The following is a 15,720-nucleotide window of genomic DNA, read 5'->3' as shown; positions in this document are numbered from 1 at the left end:
ACAAGACGCCAGACCTCGAGGAAACCATGAAGATCACGTCGATCCGTTCCACCGGCCTGTTCGGCGAAACACCCAAAGGCGGGTGGTCCAACGAGATCAAGCCGAACGACTCGGTCCACGCCCTGATCGCCGTGCACACCGACGAGGGCGTCGTGGGACTCGGCAGCGTCTTCACCGATGCGCGTCTCGTGAAGGCGGCGCTCGAGGTGCTGGAGCCGCTCTATCTCGGGGAGAATGCGCTGGAGCCGATGCGCGTTTCCGAGAAGCTGCACCAGAACACGTTCTGGATGGGCATGGGCGGCACGCTCACCCACGCCATTTCCGGCATCGACATCGCGCTCTGGGATATTCTCGGCAAGGTGACGGGCCAGCCGGTCGGCCGCCTGCTCGGCGGCACCTACCGCACCAAGGTGAAGCCCTACGCCTCCATCCTCATGGAAATGCCGGACCTGATGCGCGAGCGTGCGGCCGAGTTCCGTGCTGCCGGCTTCAAGGCGATCAAGATCGGCTGGGGCCCGATGGGGCGGCGCGACAGCTACAAGCTCGACGAGGAGATCGTGCGTGCGGCCCGCGAGGGCGCGGGCGACGACTGCCTGCTGATGGTCGATCCCGGCGCCTCCGACGCGTTCTGGCCGAATGGGCTCCGCTGGGCGCTCCGCACCGCCGAGATGGTCAAGGACTATGAAGTCTACTGGTTCGAGGAGGCGCTGCGGCCCGAGGCGATCGACGATTTCGTCGTGCTCCGCGCCCAGAGCCCGGTGCCGATCGCGACCGGCGAATGCCTGACGCGGCGCAAGACCTATCTGCCCTGGTTCGTGCGCGGCGCGCTCGACATCGTCCAGCCCGACGTCACCAAGGTCGGCGGCATTTCGGAGCAGATCCGTATCGCCCAGATGGCGAGCGAATTCGGCGTCCGCTACATCGGCCATGGCTGGAACACCGCCGTCGGCTTCGCGGCCGATCTGCAACTTGCCGCCGCGATCCCCTCGGCCGAACTCGTCGAATATATCGGCGGCTCGCCCTATCTCGACGACATCAAGCTCGGCGGCTGGACGCTCGACGCGGAAGGCCATGTCGAGATTCCGCAGCTCCCCGGCCTCGGCATCGAGCTCGACATCGAGCAGCTCGCCCGCTTCACGCCCGACGCGCGGCATCTGCTCGTCGCCTGACCCTTCAATCAAAGAACGCAGGAAACGCCAAAGCCATGAAGATCGATGCGGTCGACTTCTTCTATGTCGCCATGCCCGAGGTGACGACGGATGCCGACGGCAGCCAGGACGCGCTCGTCGTGCGCGTCGCCGCCGGCGGCCATATCGGCTGGGGCGAGTGCGAAGCCTCGCCGCTCGCCTCGATCGCCGCCTTCGTCACGCCGATGTCGCACGGCGCCTGCCGCCCCGTCTCGGCCTCGGTGCTCGGCGCGCGCCTCGACAGCGCGGCCGATATCGACGCGATCGCGGCCAAGGTCGCCTATGACAGCATGGATCTCCTCCAGGCGCCGCACACCTGGTCCGGCATCGAGATGGCGCTGTGGGACATTCTCGGCAAGGCGCGCGGCGAGCCGGTCTGGAAGCTGCTCGGCTATCAGAAGGCGTTCCCCAAGACGCCCTATGCCTCCCGCCTCTTCGGCAACACGCCGCAGGAGACGCTGGAAGGCGGGCGCTCGGCGCGCGCTGCTGGCTTCAAGGCGGTCAAGTTCGGCTGGGGACCGTTCGGTACCGGCTCGGTCGAGGATGACGTCGCCCATCTCGATGCGGCGCGCGAGGGCCTCGGCCCAGACGGCATCCTGCTCGTCGATGCCGGCCAGATCTTCGGCGGCGATGTCGAGGCGGCTGCGAAGCGCCTGCCGGCGCTGGAGCGCAACCGCACGACCTGGTTCGAGGAGCCGTTCCATGCCGGCGCGCTCGGCGCCTATGCCGCGCTCGGCGCGCGCACGTCGTCCTTCCGCATGGCCGGCGGCGAAGCGGCGCATAACAGCTATATGGCCGAGCACCTGATCGATTTCGGCAAGGTGGGCTTCGTGCAGATCGATTGCGGCCGTATCGGCGGCATCGGTCCGGCCAAGGCCGTCGCGGATTATGCTGTGGCGAAGGGTGTGACCTATGTGAACCACACCTTCACCTCGCATCTGGCGCTCTCCGCCTCGCTGCAGCCCTTCGCCGGGCTGGAAGCGCATCGCATCTGCGAATATCCGGTCGCGCCGCGCCAGCTCGCCGTCGACCTGACGTCGAACCACATCGTGCCGAACGCGAATGGCGAGATCGTCATTCCCGACGCGCCCGGCCTCGGCATCGAGATCAGCGCGGCGGCGCTCGAGCGCTACCGGATCGATGTGCGGATCGAGATCGACGGCAAGCCGATCTTCGTCAGCCCCCACGCCTGAGAGGGCGGACCGCTCATGCAACGCATCACGATCTCGGCCGGCCCGCTCGTCGCCGAGATCGTGCCGGAGCTGGGCGGCAGCCTTGCCCGCCTGGCGCTCCGCCGCGAGGATGGCAGCACGGTCGAGCTCATGCGGCCGCTCTCCGCCGCGGCGGAAGCGGCCGGCGACGTGCTCGGCACGGCGATGTTCCCGATGCTGCCCTATGCCAACCTGATCGAGAACAACGCCTTCACCTTCGGCGGGCGGCGCTACAGCTTCGCGCCGAATTTCCCGCCGATGCGCGATGCGACGCACGGCTCGGGCTGGATCTCGCGCTGGACGACGCTGTCGGCCACCGCGTCGCGCCTGCAGATCGAGCTCCGCGACGACGCGGTCGGCGCGCCCTACCAGTTTCTCGCCCGGCAGGCCTTCATCGTGACGCCGCAGGGCCTCGCCGTGACGATGACCCTCGTCAATCTCGGCCCGCATGCCATGCCCTTCGGCTTCGGCCTGCATCCCTGGTTCATCCGCACGGAGGGCACGACGCTGCGCTTTGTGGCGCGCTCGGTCTGGCTCGAAGGCTATGACGGCGTTCCGACGGAAGCGATCGCGGTGCCACCAGAGCTCGCCTTCACGGAGCCGGCGCGCCTGCCGACGGCCCGGCGCAATCTCTGCTATGCCGGCTGGGACGGCCGCGCCGAAATCATCTGGCCCGAATGGCGGCAGGGGCTCGCGATCGAGGCCGAGCCGACCCTTCCCCATCTGATGCTCTACACACCCAAAGGCGCCCCGCATTTCTGCGTCGAGCCCCAAAGCAACGCTGCCGGCGCCTTCAACCGCCTCGAACACGAAGACCCGGCTGCGCTCGGCATCATCGTGCTGAAACCGGGCGAGAAGTCCTCGGCAACGGTCCGCTTCCTCCCCTTCAGCGCATAACTGGCGAGCCGCGCTAGCGGGTGGACCGCCATGGTTTCGCCCGCTCAATGCTTCCGGCGAGGCTGAAGAGAAGGTCCTCGCGGCCGAAGGCGGCGGCGAACTGGACGCCGACCGGCTTGCCTTGCTGCGGAAACGGGACGCTCATCGCCGGCACGCCTGCGAGATTATAGGGCGCCGTGAAGGGGGCATGGGCCGCCGCGCGCTGCGCGATCTCGTCCCGCGGGACTTCGGGGCCCAGCCAACCGAGCGGCAATTGGGCCGTGGCGGTGGTGGGCGACAGGATAACGTCCCATGTGGCGAAGAACTCTGCATAGCGCCGCGCGACGGCCCGCGTGACATCCAGCGCCGCTACCATGTCCTTTGCCGAATGTCGGCGCGACTGCGTCACGAAGGCGGCATGGCCGGGCTCCAGCAGGTCCAAAGGATCGCCAATTTCGGCCCCCTTCGACAGGGCCTCGATCTTCTCGTCGGTGAAGGCGCCAGCGAGCAGCGCCGTTGCCGGGCCATAGGCAAGGTCCGACAGGTCCGGCATCGCGGCTTCGACGCTATGCCCCATCGCCTCCATCAGCCGCGCCGCCTCATCGAGCGCGGCCCGGCAGGACGGGTCGACGGCGGCGCCGTTGAACGGCCGCTCCTGCAGCGCAATGCGAAGCCGCGGCGGATCCCGCTGCGCCATCGTCTCATAGGAGAGCGCCGGTGGCGGCGGCGTGAAGACGGCCCCCGGTTCGGGCGCGCAGGTCGCATCGAGCAGGGCCGCGCTGTCGCGAACCGTCCGCGTCAGCACATGGCCGACCGAAATGCCGAAGAAGATCTCGCTGCGATCGGGGCCCGGCGGCGTGCGGCCGCGGCTCGGCTTCAGCCCGAACAGGCCCGTGAGCGCTGCCGGCTGGCGGATCGAGCCGCCGCCATCGGTCGCATGCGCCATCGGCACCATACCGGCGGCGACGGCGGCGGCCGAGCCACCGCTGGAGCCGCCGGGCGAGAGGCCGGGATCGAGCGGATGGCGCGTCGCGCCATGCGCCAGCGGCTCGGTGGTGAAGGAGAGCCCCAATTCGGCGGAATTGCTGCGCCCGACAATGATCAGGCCCGCCGCCTTGTAGCGCGCCACGAGGGTCGAATCGAAATCCGGCACGCGCCCGGCCAGCAAGCGGCTGCCCTCCGACATCGGCACGCCGCGCATCGCGACATCGAGGTCCTTGAGCAGAAACGGAACACCCCGGAAGCGGCCCTGCGGCAGGCCTGTGCGCAGAGCGGCCCGCGCTTCGCCATAATACCGATAGACCACCGCGTTCAGCGCCGGGTTGAGCCGCTCGATCGTCGCGATGGCGGCTTCGAGCACGGCCTCGGCCGAGGTCTTGCCGCGCGCTATCAGATCGGCGAGACCGACGGCGTCGTGCCGGACATAGTCGTCTTCGTTCACGTCATGCTCGCAAGGCGTCGGGCGAAATCGATCAGTGTGCGGTCGGAGCCGCGCCAGCCGATCAGGGAAAGACCGATAGGGAGGCCGTCGGCGGTGCCGAGCGGCAGGCTCACCTGCGGCAGGCCGGAGAGACCGGCGATGCAGGTCAGGTCGACGATCCGGTCGCAGGCCTCGCCCGTCGCGCCGAGGGAGAGATCGCGCGGCGGCGCTGTCATCGGCGTTGTCGGCAGGCAGAGGATCCGCCGGCCCTCCAGCAGCGCGTCCAGTCGTTCGCGGACGAGCGGGCGAAAGGCCTCCGCGGCGCGCTTGGGCGGCTCGGGCAGGCCGCGGGCATGGGCGATCGTCTTGGCGACGTCATAGGAGAGGCGCGGATCGACCGCATCGACCCAGGGCGCGAAGGTGGCGGCGAATTCAGGATGCTGCAGGAAGCAATGATGGCCGTTCCACACCCGGAGACCCTCTGCCGCGATCGTCGCGGTCCGGCTGTGGCCGACCATCGCCGCGACCCGATCGATGGCTGCCTTCAGCCCATCGCGAACGACGGAATCAGCGACTGCAAAGGCGTCCTCAGCGATGATGATCTCGGCGATCTCGCCGATCGGGGCCTCCGGCAGCAGTACGTCGCCGACGCGGGCGAAGATCTCCGCATTCGCGGCGAAGAACCCCGCGGTGTCGAAGGATGGCGCCTGCGTCATCAGGCCGGCCACCGGGATCGCGCCATGCGTCGGGCGGATGCCGTAGAGGCCGCAGAAGCTGGCGGGCACGCGCATCGAGCCGCCCGTGTCCGAGCCGAGCGCGAAGGGTACGAGGCCGGCGGCGACGGCCGCCGCCGAGCCGCTGGAGGAGCCGCCCGTATAGCGATCCGGCGCGCGCGGATTGACCGGGGCGCCGTAGTGACGGTTGCGGCCGAGAAGACCGAGCGAAATCTCGTCCGTCACGGTCTTGCCGACCAGCGTCGCGCCCGCCGCCAGAAGCGTGTCGATGACGACCGCGGAGCGGGCCGCGGGCGCATGGGTGGCGCCCCAGTCGGGACTGCCGCAGACCGTGACATGCCCGGCGACGTCGAACAGATCCTTGGCCGCGAAGGTGAGGCCGGCGAGCGGACCCTCGGCTGCGCTGGATCGTGTGAGCCGCGGGCCGGGAAGGAAGGCGCCGTAATCCTCGGTCGAGGCGAGGCCGTCGGGCCGGTAGGCGGTCATCGCTCGATCACCGGCATCGCGATGACGCTGACGTGGGCCGCCACGACCCGCCAGCCATCGGCCGTGCGCGCCCAGCTCTGCATCTGCCGGCCTATCTGGCCTTCCGGCACGTCGGTATAGAGCGTCGTCGCCGTGGCGAAATCGCTGCCGAAGGTGGTCACGACGGTGTCGACGAGCACGCGCTCCGGGTTCAGGCGCCGCCGGGCATTGAGCGCCGCCACGGCGGCATGGCCATACTGGATGTCGCCAGCGCCGAAGCGGATGAGGCGCGGATCGTCCCAGAAGAGCTCGTCCAGCATCTTCGCGTCGGCCGCCAGCAGCCCGTCCTCGTAGCGGCGATAGGCGGCCTGCACCTCGGCGAGGACATCGGGCCGGTTGATCTCCATGGGGCGCTCCTGTCGGCTGCATTCTCAGTGATCCGGTAAATCAGTTTACCGCACCTTTTTCGGCAGGATCAATGCGTCGCCACGCGTGGAATGCGCCGAGGCCTGCCTAATAGGACAGCAATTCTGCCGAAAATTAGCGCAGCGCGGATCGCGATCGACATCGATTCCGCCCTTGCGTCGCGGCGTCGATGCGATAGCGTGAGCGTATCTTGTAAACCGGTTACACGATGACGAAACGGATTGCCCGGATAGCGGATGTGGCGCGGTCGGCCGGTGTCTCGGTCGCTACCGTCTCGCGCTATCTGAACAACAATCTGCATCTGCCCGAGCCGACGGTGCTGCGCATCCGCCAGGCGATCGACGAACTCGGCTACAAGCCCAATCCGCATGCGCGAAGCCTGAGCCGCGGCCGTTCCGATACGCTCGGCCTCGTCGTGCCCGACATCACCAATCCCTATTTCGCGCGCCTCGCCGCCGCGGTGGAGCGCGAGGCCGCCCGGCGCGGCTACGGGCTCAGCCTCTGCGCATCCCTGAACACGCAGGAGCGCGAGCGCGAATATCTCGAACGGCTCAGCCGCGCCGCGGTGGACGGGATCATCTTCGTCACCAACCACCCCGATGATGGCGCGCTCCGTGAGCCGATCCAGCGCAGCGGCCAGCGCATGGTGATCCTCGACGAGGATGTTGCCGGCGTGACCGGAGCGCGGGTGTTCAGCGACAATGAGCAGGGCGGCTTCCTGGCCGGCCGCCACCTGGTCGAACTCGGCCATCGGCGCATCGCCTTCTTCGGCGGGCCGGAGACGATGGGCAGCACGCAGATGCGCCTCGCCGGAGTCGGCCGGGCGATCGCGGAAGCGGGGGCCGATGCCGCCGTCACGGAGATCTATTGCGGCGACTATTCGCCCGAGCACGGGCGCGCCGCAGCGGAGCGCCTGCTCGCAACGGCCGGCGGGGCGACGGCCGTGCTGGTCTCCAGCGACCAGATCATGCTCGGCGCGCTCGAGATCTTCCGCCGCGCGGGCGTGCGCATTCCGGGCGAGCTCTCCGTCATCGGGTTCGACGACATCGCGCCCTTCGTCCTCTTCGATCCGCCGCTGACGTCCATCCGCCAGCCCGTCGACGCGATGGGCCGCCGCGCCGTCGACCTCATGGTTCGCGGACTTGCCGGCGAGGAGGTCGGCAAGGTCGTCGAGCACCTTCCCGTCGAACTGATCCTGCGGGAATCGACCGGCCGGCCCCCGTCGAAGAGCCGGACCGCCGGAACGACAACAAGAAGAAAAGCGACAATCCCCACCAACCAGAAGGAACGGATATCATGAAGAAACTCGCATGGAAGCTGTCGCTCGCCACGCTGCTCGCAGCCGGCGTCGCGTCGGGCGCGCTCGCGAAGGACAAGACCTTCGCGCTGATCCAGTACAATCAGCAGGTCTCCTTCTTCACCGACATCACCAACGGCGCCCAGAAGGCGGCCGATGCGGCGGGCGACAAGCTGCTGGTGTTCGATGCGAACAACTCGGCGCAGGCCCAGGACAGCGCCTTCGACACCTATATCCAGCAGAAGGTCGACGGCATCGTCATCGTCTCGGTCGACCAGAACGGCATCATGCCGGCCGTGAAGGCCGCTGCCGCCGCCGGCATTCCCGTCATCGCCGTTGACGGCATCCTGCCGGAAGGTCCGCAGGCCGCGCAGATCTCGGTCGACAACTATGCCGCCGGCAAGCTCATCGGCGAGGCCTATGTCGACTATGTGAAGAAGAACCTCTCCGGCAAGGCGACGCTGGGCGTGGTCGGCGCGCTCAATTCCGACCTGCAGAACCTCCGCCAGAAGGGCTTCGACGACGTCGTCAATCCGTCGGGCGTCGCGACCCAGGTCGGCGTCGTCGACGGCCGCAACATCCAGGACCAGGCGCTCGCCGCCGCCGAAAACCTCTTCACCGGCAATCCCGGCATGCAGACGCTCTACGCAACGGGCGAGCCGGCTCTCGTCGGTGCGGTCGCCGCTGCGCAGAGCCAGGGCCAGACCGGTACGGTCAAGATCTTCGGCTGGGATCTCTCGGCGCAGGCGATCCAGGGCATCGATGAAGGCTTCGTCGTCGCCGTCGTGCAGCAGGACCCCTTCCAGGAAGGCCAGAAGGCGATCGAGGCCCTTGCCACGCTCGCGGGCGGCGGCACGGTCGACAAGCAGATCAAGGTGCCGGTCACGATCGTCACCAAGGAGAACGTCGACCAGTTCCGGGCCGCGTTCAAATGACGGGGGCATCCCCTCTGGAGGCGGCTGAGGCCGCCTCCTCTCCGCCTCACGCCGCAGGCGCCGTGCCGCGCATGCGCGTGCGGGGCATCCGCAAGACCTTCGGCTCGAACCAGGCGCTGCGCGGCGTCGATCTCGACCTGTGGCCCGGCGAATGCCTCGGCCTCGTCGGCGACAATGCGGCGGGCAAGTCGACCTTCACGAAGATCCTCGCCGGCACCTATATCGCCGATGAGGGCACGATCGAGATCGACGGCGAGCGGGTGGAGTATTCCGGCCCCGCCGAGGCGCGCGAGCGCGGCATCGAGATGGTCTATCAGGACCTCGCGCTCTGCGACACGATCGACGTCGCCGGCAATCTCTTTCTCGGCCGCGAACTGCGCCGCGGTCCCTTTCTCGACAAGGGCGCGATGCAGCAGGGCGCGCGGGAGATGCTGGCGCATCTCGAGATCCGCATTCCCAATGTCACGGCCAAGGTCGCCCAGCTTTCCGGCGGCCAGCGCCAGTCGATCGCGATCGCGCGCTCGGCGTCGTTCAATCCACGGGTGCTCATTCTCGACGAGCCGACATCGGCGCTCGCCGTCGCCGAGGTCGAGGCTGTGCTCGCGCTGATCCGCCGTCTGAAGGCCAAGGGCGTCGCCGTCGTGCTCATCACCCACCGCCTGCAGGATCTCTTCCGCGTCTGCGACCGCATCGCGGTGATGTATGAGGGCACGAAGGTGGCGGAGCGATCGATCCAGGAGACGAGCCTCGAGGACATCGTTCGCTTGATCGTGGGAGAGGGCCACCGCTCATGACTGCCTATACCGAACGCCAGCAGGGCTCGAAGCTTTCCGACTTCCTGCAGACGCATGCCCATGTGCTGTCGATCGCGGCCTTCCTGCTCGGCTGCTGCCTGTTCTTCGGCGCGATCAACCCGGTCTTCTTCTCGACCGGCAATCTGCTCAATCTCCTGCGCCAGGCGTCGCCGACGCTGATCGTCGCCGTGGCCATGACCTTCGTGATCACCACGGGCGGCATCGACCTTTCGGTCGGCTCGATCATCGCCCTCGTCAACGCCGCCGCGGCGCTGCTGCTGCGCGCCGGCTGGGACTGGTGGGTCGTCTCGCCGATGATGCTCGCCCTCGGGGCCGGCATCGGCGTCTTTCAGGGCTATTTCATCGCCTATCAGAAGATACCGGCCTTCATCGTGACGCTGGCCGGCCTCTCGGCGATCCGCGGCGTCGCGCTCGTGCTGACAGGAGGCTTCTCGATCCTCATTCCGCCGAGCCTGTTTCTTTCGATCGGCCGCGGAACCGTGTTCGGCATCCCCAATCCGGCGATCCTCGGCATTCTCGTGGCGATCGCCGGCTATATCGTGCTGAACACCATGGTCTATGGCCGGCGCGTCTGCGCGGTCGGCGCCAATGCGGAGGCGGCTCGGCGCGTCGGCATGCCGGCGCAGCGCGTCATCTGTTCGGTTTATGTCTGGAGCGGCGTGCTGTCGGCGCTCGCGGCGCTCGTCGTGGCGGCCCGGCTCGGTTCGGGCTCATCCAACGCCGCGGTCGGCACCGAACTCGACGTGATCGCGGCCGTGGTTCTCGGCGGCACCTCGCTCGCGGGCGGGCGCGGCACGATCGTCGGCACGGTGCTCGGCGCGCTGACCATCTCGGTGATCTCGAATGGCCTGATCCTCGCCCATATCGATGCCTTCTTCACCCAGATCGTGACGGGCGCGATCATTCTGACGGCGATCTGGCTCAATACGCGCATTTTCGACCATGTCGGCAGCGTGCGCCGGCGCTAGGGAGGGACGTCGATGAGCGAGCTATCCGAAACGCATGTCGGCTCCGGCAAGGTGATGACCGTCCTCGGCCCGATCGCGGCCGAGGATCTCGGCGTCACGCTGATGCATGAGCATATCCTCAACGACTGCACCTGCTGGTGGCACAAGCCGAAAGAGAAGGAGCGCCGCTTCCTCGCCGACAGCCCGGTGACGATCGACCTGATCGGCGAGTTGCGGATGGATCCGTTCGTCAATCTCGACAATGTGAAGCTGAACGACGAGCGCCTGGCGATCGAGGAGTTGAAGCCGGTCGCCGCGCTGGGCGGCCGGACGGTCGTCGACCCGACCTGCGGCACGATCGGCCGTGACCCGAAGGCGCTGCAGCGCATATCGCAGGGCGCCGGCCTCAACATCGTCATGGGCGCCGGCTTCTATCTCGAGACCTCCATGCCGCCGGAAGTCTCCGGCATGAGCAAGACGGACATCGCCGACCGCATCGTCGGCGAGGCGCTGGAGGGGGTCGATGGCACGGGCGCCAAGGTCGGCATCATCGGCGAGATCGGCGTCTCGGCCGATTTCACCGAGAATGAGCGCAAATCGTTGCGTGGTGCCGCGATCGCGCAGAAGCGCACCGGGCTGCCGCTGATGGTCCACCTGCCGGGCTGGTTCCGGCGCGCCGGCGAGGTGCTCGACATGGTGGAGGAGGAGGGCGGCGATATCAGCCATACCGTGCTCTGCCACATGAACCCGTCCTGGTACGACACCGACTATCAGCTCGGTCTGGCAGCGCGCGGCGCCTTTCTCGAATACGACATGGTCGGCATGGATTTCTGGTACGCCGACCAGGGCGTCCAGTGCCCGTCCGACGACGAGAATGCCCGCGGCATCAAGGCGTTGATCGATGCCGGCTTCGGCGATCGCGTCCTCGTCTCGCAGGACGTGTTCCTGAAGATCATGCTGACGAATTATGGTGGCTTCGGTTACGCCTATATCCAGAAGCACTTCCTGCCGCGCCTGAAGCGCCACGGCGTCACGGATCCGCAGGTCCAGGCGCTGATGGTCGACAATCCCCGCCGCGTGTTCTTCGCAGGCGCGTGAGATGACCGGCAGTGCGCAGGCAGCAGCGGCTCAGTTGGCCGCGAAGATGGCCTCGACCTCGGCGCGGCTCGGAAAGGCGGCCAGCGTGCCCTTGCGCTGGACGGTGAGCGACGCCGCGACGCTGGCGGCTGCGACGGCAGCCGCCACCGGCAGCCGCCTGTGCCATAGCGCCCCGATCAGGACGCCGGCAAAGGTGTCGCCGGCCCCTGTCGTATCGACGACCGGCACCGTCCGCGCCGGCACGACCGCCCGCACATCCGGTCCGCGCACGATCGCGCCGCGCCCGCCGAGCGTCAGCACGACGATGCCGCCGCTCCGCGCCGCAAGCGCGGCTGCGATCGTCTCCGGCTCGCCGCTGCCGCCGAGCTGCACGCCCTCGCTCTCATTGAGCACGAGCAGGTCGACGAGCGGCAGCATGGCCGGGAAGCCCGCCTGCATGGGCGAGGGATTGAGCACGGTCGCGACGCCGCGGGCACGCGCCTCTTCGAGCGCTGCCATGGTCGCCTCACCCGTCAGATTGCCCTGGAGCAGCATGGTATCGCCGGCGCCGAGACCTGCGAGAGCCGCGCGGGCGGCGTCAGGATCGATCGATCGTGCCGCTGCCACCGTCGATGCGATGGCGTTCTCGCCATCGCGCGCCACGAAGATCAGCGAGCGGTCCGTCGGCGCATCGACGCGGATGAGGCTGCTCGTGTCCAGCCCGGCTTCAGCGTGGCGGGAGGCAACCCAGTCTCCCTCCGCATCGCGGCCGATCGGCGCGACGAAGCGCACCGGCGCGCCGGTGCGCGCGAGCACCAGCGCCTGGTTGGCGCCCTTGCCGCCGATGTCGCGGGCCGGCGTGCCGACGACGACCGTCTGGCCGGGAGCAGGCCAGGCTTCGACAGCCATGGACTCGTCGATCGTTGCATTGCCGAGCACTAGAAACATAGAAAATTCCGTACGGAGCGAGCCATATGGCGGCAATATCTCATAAAGATCAGAATGTCATCAACAATATATTTGGAAAATCAAAAGTAATCATTGGTGTCGTGCATTGCCCGCCCATGCCTGGTACGCCGCGATATCGTCACTCCGATTTCATCGATACTATCGATCGTGCAGTACAGGATGCTGTGAACTATGTTCAGGGCGGCGTTGACGGCCTGATCATCGAGAACCACGGCGATATTCCGTTTCTGAAGCCGGATCGCATCGGCCACGAAATCTCGGCCGGTCTCGCCGTCATCACGGATCGCATCCGGCAGAAGCTGGACGTGCCGGTCGGCATCAACGTTCTCGCCAATGCCGCGATCCCGGCGCTCGCCATCGCCAAGACCACGGGCGCCGCCTTCGTCCGCGTCAATCAATGGGCGAATGCCTATGTGGCCAATGAGGGCATCATCGAGGGCGAAGCGGCGACGGTGCTACGCTACCGGGCGGCGATCGACGCCGACGACATCGCGATCTTCGCCGATGCGCATGTGAAGCATGGCGCGCATGCGATCGTCGCCGACCGCTCCGTGTCGGAACTGGTCCGCGACGTCGAGTTCTTCGATGCCGATGCGGTGATCTGCACCGGCCAGCGTACCGGCGACGCGGCTTCTCTCGACGAGATCCGCGAGATGCGGGCGGCGACCGGCCTGCCGCTGCTCGTCGGCAGCGGCGTCACGCCGGACAATATCGGCGCCATGCTGCCGCTGCTCGACGGCGTCATCGTCGCGAGCACCCTGAAGCGGGATGGCGTGTGGTGGAACGAGGTCGAGGAGCGGCGCGTCGCCGCCTTCATGGAGCGGGTCGAGACGATCCGCGCGGAGCGCGCAGCATGAACGCCAATGGAAACAAGAAGTTGATCCCGCTCTCCGAGCAGATCCGCGCCGCCCATCTCGACGTGTGGGACGCGATGCAGGCCCACCGCTTCGTGACCGAGATCGAGGCCGACACGCTGAGCGACGCGGCGTTCAAGGCCTATCTCGTCTATGAATGCGACTTCGTCGAAACCGCGATGCTGATCTTCGGGCATATGCTGGTGAAGGCGCCGGGCCTTGCCGAACGGCGCTGGCTGGCCGGCGTGCTGCAGGCGCTCGCGACCGACCAGATCGGCTATTTCGAGAAGACCTTCGAGGCACTCGGCGTCACCGCGGAAGATCGCGCAAAGCCTTTGCCGGCCTCGGTTTTCGCCTTCCGCGACGGCATGCTGGCGATCGCCCGCGACGGCTCCTATCTCGACGGCGTCGCGATCATGCTGGCGGCGGAATGGATGTACGCGACCTGGTGCAGCCGCGCGGCCGGGCGGACGATCAGCAACCCGATCCTGAAGCGCTGGGTGGATCTCCACGCCGAGCCGGAATTCCTGGCGCAGGCCGACTGGCTGCGGCGGCAGATCGATGCGGCCGATCCGGCTGACCGCGACCGCCTCGGCGCCCGCTTCCGCGAGGCGCTCGAACTCGAGATCGCGTTCCATTCGGCCCCCTTCGAGAGGAGCGAGGCATGAGCGCCGAATTCGATCTCGTCATTCGCGGCGGCACGGTCGCCACCGCGACCGATGTCTTTCGTGCCGATGTCGCCGTCCACAATGGCCAGATCGCCGCCATTGGCGAAAATCTCGCCGGCGCCCGGACGATCGACGCCGGTGGCCTCCTCGTCATGCCCGGCGGCGTCGACACGCATTGCCATCTCGACCAGGTCGAGATGAGCATGGGCTATGGCGCGCAGGACTTCGTGACCGGCAGCCGCTCCGCCGTGCTCGGCGGAACGACGACGGCGATCTCCTTCGTCTCGCATTTCAAGGGCGAGCCGATCCGCGACATCCTCGCCGAGACGCTGAAGCGCGGACAGCGGTCGATCATCGACTATTCCTTCCACCAGATCCTCGCGGACCCGACCGACGAGGTTCTGGCGGAGCTGCCGGCGATCGTTGCCGCCGGCATCCGCTCGTTCAAGGTGTTCCTGACCTATGACGCGATCCGGCTCGACGACGGGCAGTTCCTGCGCGTGCTCGCCGCCGCACGGCGGGAAGGGGCGATGGTGGCGGTCCATTGCGAGAATTATGACGCGATCGGCTGGCTGACCGAGGCGCTGCTCGCCGCGGGCCTGACCGCGCCGAAATATCACGCCTGGTCGCGGCCGAAGGTGGTCGAGCGCGAGGCGACCTACCGCGCCATCGCGCTGGCGGAGCTGGTCGATACCCCGATCCAGATCTTCCATGTCTCCTGCGCCGAAGTGGCGGAGGAGATCGCGCGGGCGAAGCGGCGCGGGCTCAAGGTCTGGGGCGAGACCTGCCCGCAATATTTCGCGCTCACCGCCGCCGATATGGATCGGCCCGGCTTCGAGGGCGCGAAGTTCATGTGCAGCCCGGCGCCGCGCGACGAAGCCGATCATGACGGTCTCTGGGCGATGATGCGCCAGGGCGTGCTCGACGTCGTCTCCTCGGACGACAGCGCCTTCAACACGACCGGTCATCACGCCAAGGACCAGAACGGCCCGAACGCCTCGTTCCGCGATATTCCGAACGGCGTCCCGGGCGTCGGCGCGCGCATGCCGCTGCTCTTCTCCGAAGGCGTCGTGAAGGGCCGGATCGACCTGCCGACCTTTGTCGGCCTCGCGGCGACCAATCCGGCGCGGCTCTATGGCCTCGGCGGGTGCAAGGGCGCGATCCAGCCGGGCGCCGACGCCGATATCGTGCTCTGGGATGCGACGAAGACCCAGACGATCACCAATGCGCTGCTGCAGCATGGCGTGGACTACACCCCCTATGAAGGGCGCGAGGTCACCGGCTGGCCGGTGATGACGCTCCGGCGCGGCGAGATCGTCATGCAGGACGGTGAGATGGTGGCGGCCGAGGGATCCGGCCGCTTCCTGGCGCGCGGCCCCTATGAGCTGGCCCGCCCGCTCGGCCGTCTCGCCAATGGCTTCGACGCCGCCGCCTATGACCGGCCGGGAGCAACGCGATGAGCGACATCACCCGCCGGCCCGTCGAGGTGATGCCGGCAAAGAGCCGCGTCGCGACCTATCGCTTTCCCGGCGGCGGCTTCCTGTGGTGCGTCGCCACCGCGCGCGACCTCTCCCTCGACCTGCCGGGACAGACGGCCGACGCGCTCGCCGTGATCGACGGCTACCTCGCCGATCACGGCCTCGACCGCACCCGCATCGTCAAGGCCGAGATCGTCGTCACCGATCATGATCGCAAGCCCGAGTTCGACGCGGTGTGGTCGGAGTGGATGCCGGCCGGCTATGGACCCGTGCGCTCCTTCGTGCAGTCGATCATGCCGGAGGGCGATCTCGTCGAGATCATCGTGACCGCCGCCTTTCCGGCGGAAGGCTGAGGAGAACG

16 protein-coding genes are annotated in these 15,720 nt (G+C 67.8%); 12 read left to right on the top strand and 4 right to left on the bottom strand.

Annotated features, from left to right (window positions below; translation table 11 throughout):
* Nucleotides 1–26: 26 nt before the first annotated feature.
* From GGR25_RS22155 to GGR25_RS22145, 3 genes are read left to right on the top strand one after another with little or no spacing between them, the layout of a single operon-like run.
* The gene (locus GGR25_RS22155; RefSeq protein WP_183401067.1) at nucleotides 27–1,169 is read left to right on the top strand and encodes a mandelate racemase/muconate lactonizing enzyme family protein; all 1,143 of its coding nucleotides are present in this window, start codon (nucleotides 27–29) and stop codon (nucleotides 1,167–1,169) included.
* A gap of 35 nt (nucleotides 1,170–1,204) precedes the next feature.
* Nucleotides 1,205–2,380: a mandelate racemase/muconate lactonizing enzyme family protein gene (locus GGR25_RS22150; protein WP_183401066.1), complete on the top strand. Its 1,176-nt coding sequence runs from the start codon at nucleotides 1,205–1,207 to the stop codon at nucleotides 2,378–2,380.
* 15 nt (nucleotides 2,381–2,395) lie between these two features.
* Nucleotides 2,396–3,295 carry an aldose 1-epimerase gene (locus GGR25_RS22145; RefSeq protein ID WP_183401065.1) on the top strand — a complete coding sequence of 300 codons (900 nt, stop codon included), beginning with the start codon at nucleotides 2,396–2,398 and terminating at the stop codon, nucleotides 3,293–3,295.
* A 13-nt stretch (nucleotides 3,296–3,308) separates the two neighbouring features.
* On the opposite strand, the gene GGR25_RS22140 is transcribed toward GGR25_RS22145, so the two are convergent.
* From GGR25_RS22140 to hpxZ, 3 genes are read right to left on the bottom strand one after another with little or no spacing between them, the layout of a single operon-like run.
* On the bottom strand, nucleotides 3,309–4,715 hold the full coding sequence (locus GGR25_RS22140) for an amidase family protein (RefSeq protein WP_183401064.1): 1,407 nt from the start codon (nucleotides 4,713–4,715) through the stop codon (nucleotides 3,309–3,311).
* A complete protein-coding gene (locus GGR25_RS22135) occupies nucleotides 4,712–5,914 on the bottom strand; it encodes an amidase (protein ID WP_183401063.1) in 1,203 nt (400 codons plus the stop codon). Before GGR25_RS22135 ends, GGR25_RS22140 begins: the two co-directional genes overlap by 4 nt.
* Complete coding sequence (hpxZ, locus tag GGR25_RS22130) at nucleotides 5,911–6,300, bottom strand: oxalurate catabolism protein HpxZ (protein WP_183401062.1); 390 nt, start codon at nucleotides 6,298–6,300, stop codon at nucleotides 5,911–5,913. The genes GGR25_RS22135 and hpxZ overlap by 4 nt, the downstream gene beginning before the upstream one ends.
* Before the next feature lie 257 nt (nucleotides 6,301–6,557).
* Between hpxZ and GGR25_RS22125 the strand changes: the two genes are divergently transcribed.
* From GGR25_RS22125 to GGR25_RS22105, 5 genes are read left to right on the top strand one after another with little or no spacing between them, the layout of a single operon-like run.
* Nucleotides 6,558–7,619, top strand: a complete 1,062-nt coding sequence (locus tag GGR25_RS22125) for a LacI family DNA-binding transcriptional regulator (RefSeq protein WP_343068149.1) — start codon at nucleotides 6,558–6,560, stop codon at nucleotides 7,617–7,619.
* Nucleotides 7,616–8,551: a substrate-binding domain-containing protein gene (locus GGR25_RS22120; RefSeq protein ID WP_183401060.1), complete on the top strand. Its 936-nt coding sequence runs from the start codon at nucleotides 7,616–7,618 to the stop codon at nucleotides 8,549–8,551. The genes GGR25_RS22125 and GGR25_RS22120 overlap by 4 nt, the downstream gene beginning before the upstream one ends.
* On the top strand, nucleotides 8,548–9,345 hold the full coding sequence (locus GGR25_RS22115) for an ATP-binding cassette domain-containing protein (protein WP_183401059.1): 798 nt from the start codon (nucleotides 8,548–8,550) through the stop codon (nucleotides 9,343–9,345). The genes GGR25_RS22120 and GGR25_RS22115 overlap by 4 nt, the downstream gene beginning before the upstream one ends.
* Nucleotides 9,342–10,334 carry an ABC transporter permease gene (locus GGR25_RS22110; RefSeq protein WP_183401058.1) on the top strand — a complete coding sequence of 331 codons (993 nt, stop codon included), beginning with the start codon at nucleotides 9,342–9,344 and terminating at the stop codon, nucleotides 10,332–10,334. Before GGR25_RS22115 ends, GGR25_RS22110 begins: the two co-directional genes overlap by 4 nt.
* 12 nt (nucleotides 10,335–10,346) lie before the next feature.
* Nucleotides 10,347–11,411, top strand: a complete 1,065-nt coding sequence (locus GGR25_RS22105) for a phosphotriesterase family protein (protein ID WP_183401057.1) — start codon at nucleotides 10,347–10,349, stop codon at nucleotides 11,409–11,411.
* 30 nt (nucleotides 11,412–11,441) lie between these two features.
* Here GGR25_RS22105 and GGR25_RS22100 read toward each other — a convergent pair whose 3' ends face one another.
* Entirely contained in the window at nucleotides 11,442–12,338 is an 897-nt protein-coding gene (locus GGR25_RS22100; RefSeq protein WP_183401056.1) for a PfkB family carbohydrate kinase, read from the bottom strand.
* 26 nt (nucleotides 12,339–12,364) lie between these two features.
* Between GGR25_RS22100 and GGR25_RS22095 the strand changes: the two genes are divergently transcribed.
* The 4 genes from GGR25_RS22095 to GGR25_RS22080 are packed head-to-tail and all read left to right on the top strand — an operon-like array spanning nucleotide 12,365 to nucleotide 15,712.
* Entirely contained in the window at nucleotides 12,365–13,216 is an 852-nt protein-coding gene (locus GGR25_RS22095; RefSeq protein WP_183401055.1) for a BtpA/SgcQ family protein, read from the top strand.
* Complete coding sequence (locus GGR25_RS22090) at nucleotides 13,213–13,881, top strand: TenA family protein (protein ID WP_183401054.1); 669 nt, start codon at nucleotides 13,213–13,215, stop codon at nucleotides 13,879–13,881. The genes GGR25_RS22095 and GGR25_RS22090 overlap by 4 nt, the downstream gene beginning before the upstream one ends.
* Complete coding sequence (gene hydA, locus GGR25_RS22085; protein WP_183401053.1) at nucleotides 13,878–15,341, top strand: dihydropyrimidinase; 1,464 nt, start codon at nucleotides 13,878–13,880, stop codon at nucleotides 15,339–15,341. The genes GGR25_RS22090 and hydA overlap by 4 nt, the downstream gene beginning before the upstream one ends.
* Nucleotides 15,338–15,712 (top strand): RidA family protein, encoded by a 375-nt coding sequence (locus tag GGR25_RS22080; RefSeq protein WP_210300063.1) that lies wholly within the window; start codon nucleotides 15,338–15,340, stop codon nucleotides 15,710–15,712. Before hydA ends, GGR25_RS22080 begins: the two co-directional genes overlap by 4 nt.
* Nucleotides 15,713–15,720: the final 8 nt, after the last annotated feature.

This window comes from Kaistia hirudinis (genome assembly GCF_014196455.1).
In the GTDB taxonomy this organism is placed as follows: domain Bacteria; phylum Pseudomonadota; class Alphaproteobacteria; order Rhizobiales; family Kaistiaceae; genus Kaistia; species Kaistia hirudinis.
This window is presented reverse-complemented; position numbering and strand designations above follow the sequence as displayed.

Excerpts from the sequence above, each read along its gene's own strand:
- GGR25_RS22155 (WP_183401067.1), top strand. The coding sequence starts at position 27 with ATGAAGATCACGTCGATCCGTTCCACCGGCCTGTTCGGCGAAACACCC.
- GGR25_RS22150 (WP_183401066.1), top strand. The coding sequence starts at position 1,205 with ATGAAGATCGATGCGGTCGACTTCTTCTATGTCGCCATGCCCGAGGTG.
- GGR25_RS22145 (WP_183401065.1), top strand. The coding sequence starts at position 2,396 with ATGCAACGCATCACGATCTCGGCCGGCCCGCTCGTCGCCGAGATCGTG.
- GGR25_RS22135 (WP_183401063.1), bottom strand. The coding sequence starts at position 5,914 with ATGACCGCCTACCGGCCCGACGGCCTCGCCTCGACCGAGGATTACGGC.
- hpxZ (WP_183401062.1), bottom strand. The coding sequence starts at position 6,300 with ATGGAGATCAACCGGCCCGATGTCCTCGCCGAGGTGCAGGCCGCCTAT.
- GGR25_RS22120 (WP_183401060.1), top strand. The coding sequence starts at position 7,616 with ATGAAGAAACTCGCATGGAAGCTGTCGCTCGCCACGCTGCTCGCAGCC.
- GGR25_RS22115 (WP_183401059.1), top strand. The coding sequence starts at position 8,548 with ATGACGGGGGCATCCCCTCTGGAGGCGGCTGAGGCCGCCTCCTCTCCG.
- GGR25_RS22110 (WP_183401058.1), top strand. The coding sequence starts at position 9,342 with ATGACTGCCTATACCGAACGCCAGCAGGGCTCGAAGCTTTCCGACTTC.
- GGR25_RS22105 (WP_183401057.1), top strand. The coding sequence starts at position 10,347 with ATGAGCGAGCTATCCGAAACGCATGTCGGCTCCGGCAAGGTGATGACC.
- GGR25_RS22100 (WP_183401056.1), bottom strand. The coding sequence starts at position 12,338 with ATGTTTCTAGTGCTCGGCAATGCAACGATCGACGAGTCCATGGCTGTC.
- GGR25_RS22095 (WP_183401055.1), top strand. The coding sequence starts at position 12,365 with ATGGCGGCAATATCTCATAAAGATCAGAATGTCATCAACAATATATTT.
- GGR25_RS22090 (WP_183401054.1), top strand. The coding sequence starts at position 13,213 with ATGAACGCCAATGGAAACAAGAAGTTGATCCCGCTCTCCGAGCAGATC.
- hydA (WP_183401053.1), top strand. The coding sequence starts at position 13,878 with ATGAGCGCCGAATTCGATCTCGTCATTCGCGGCGGCACGGTCGCCACC.
- GGR25_RS22080 (WP_210300063.1), top strand. The coding sequence starts at position 15,338 with ATGAGCGACATCACCCGCCGGCCCGTCGAGGTGATGCCGGCAAAGAGC.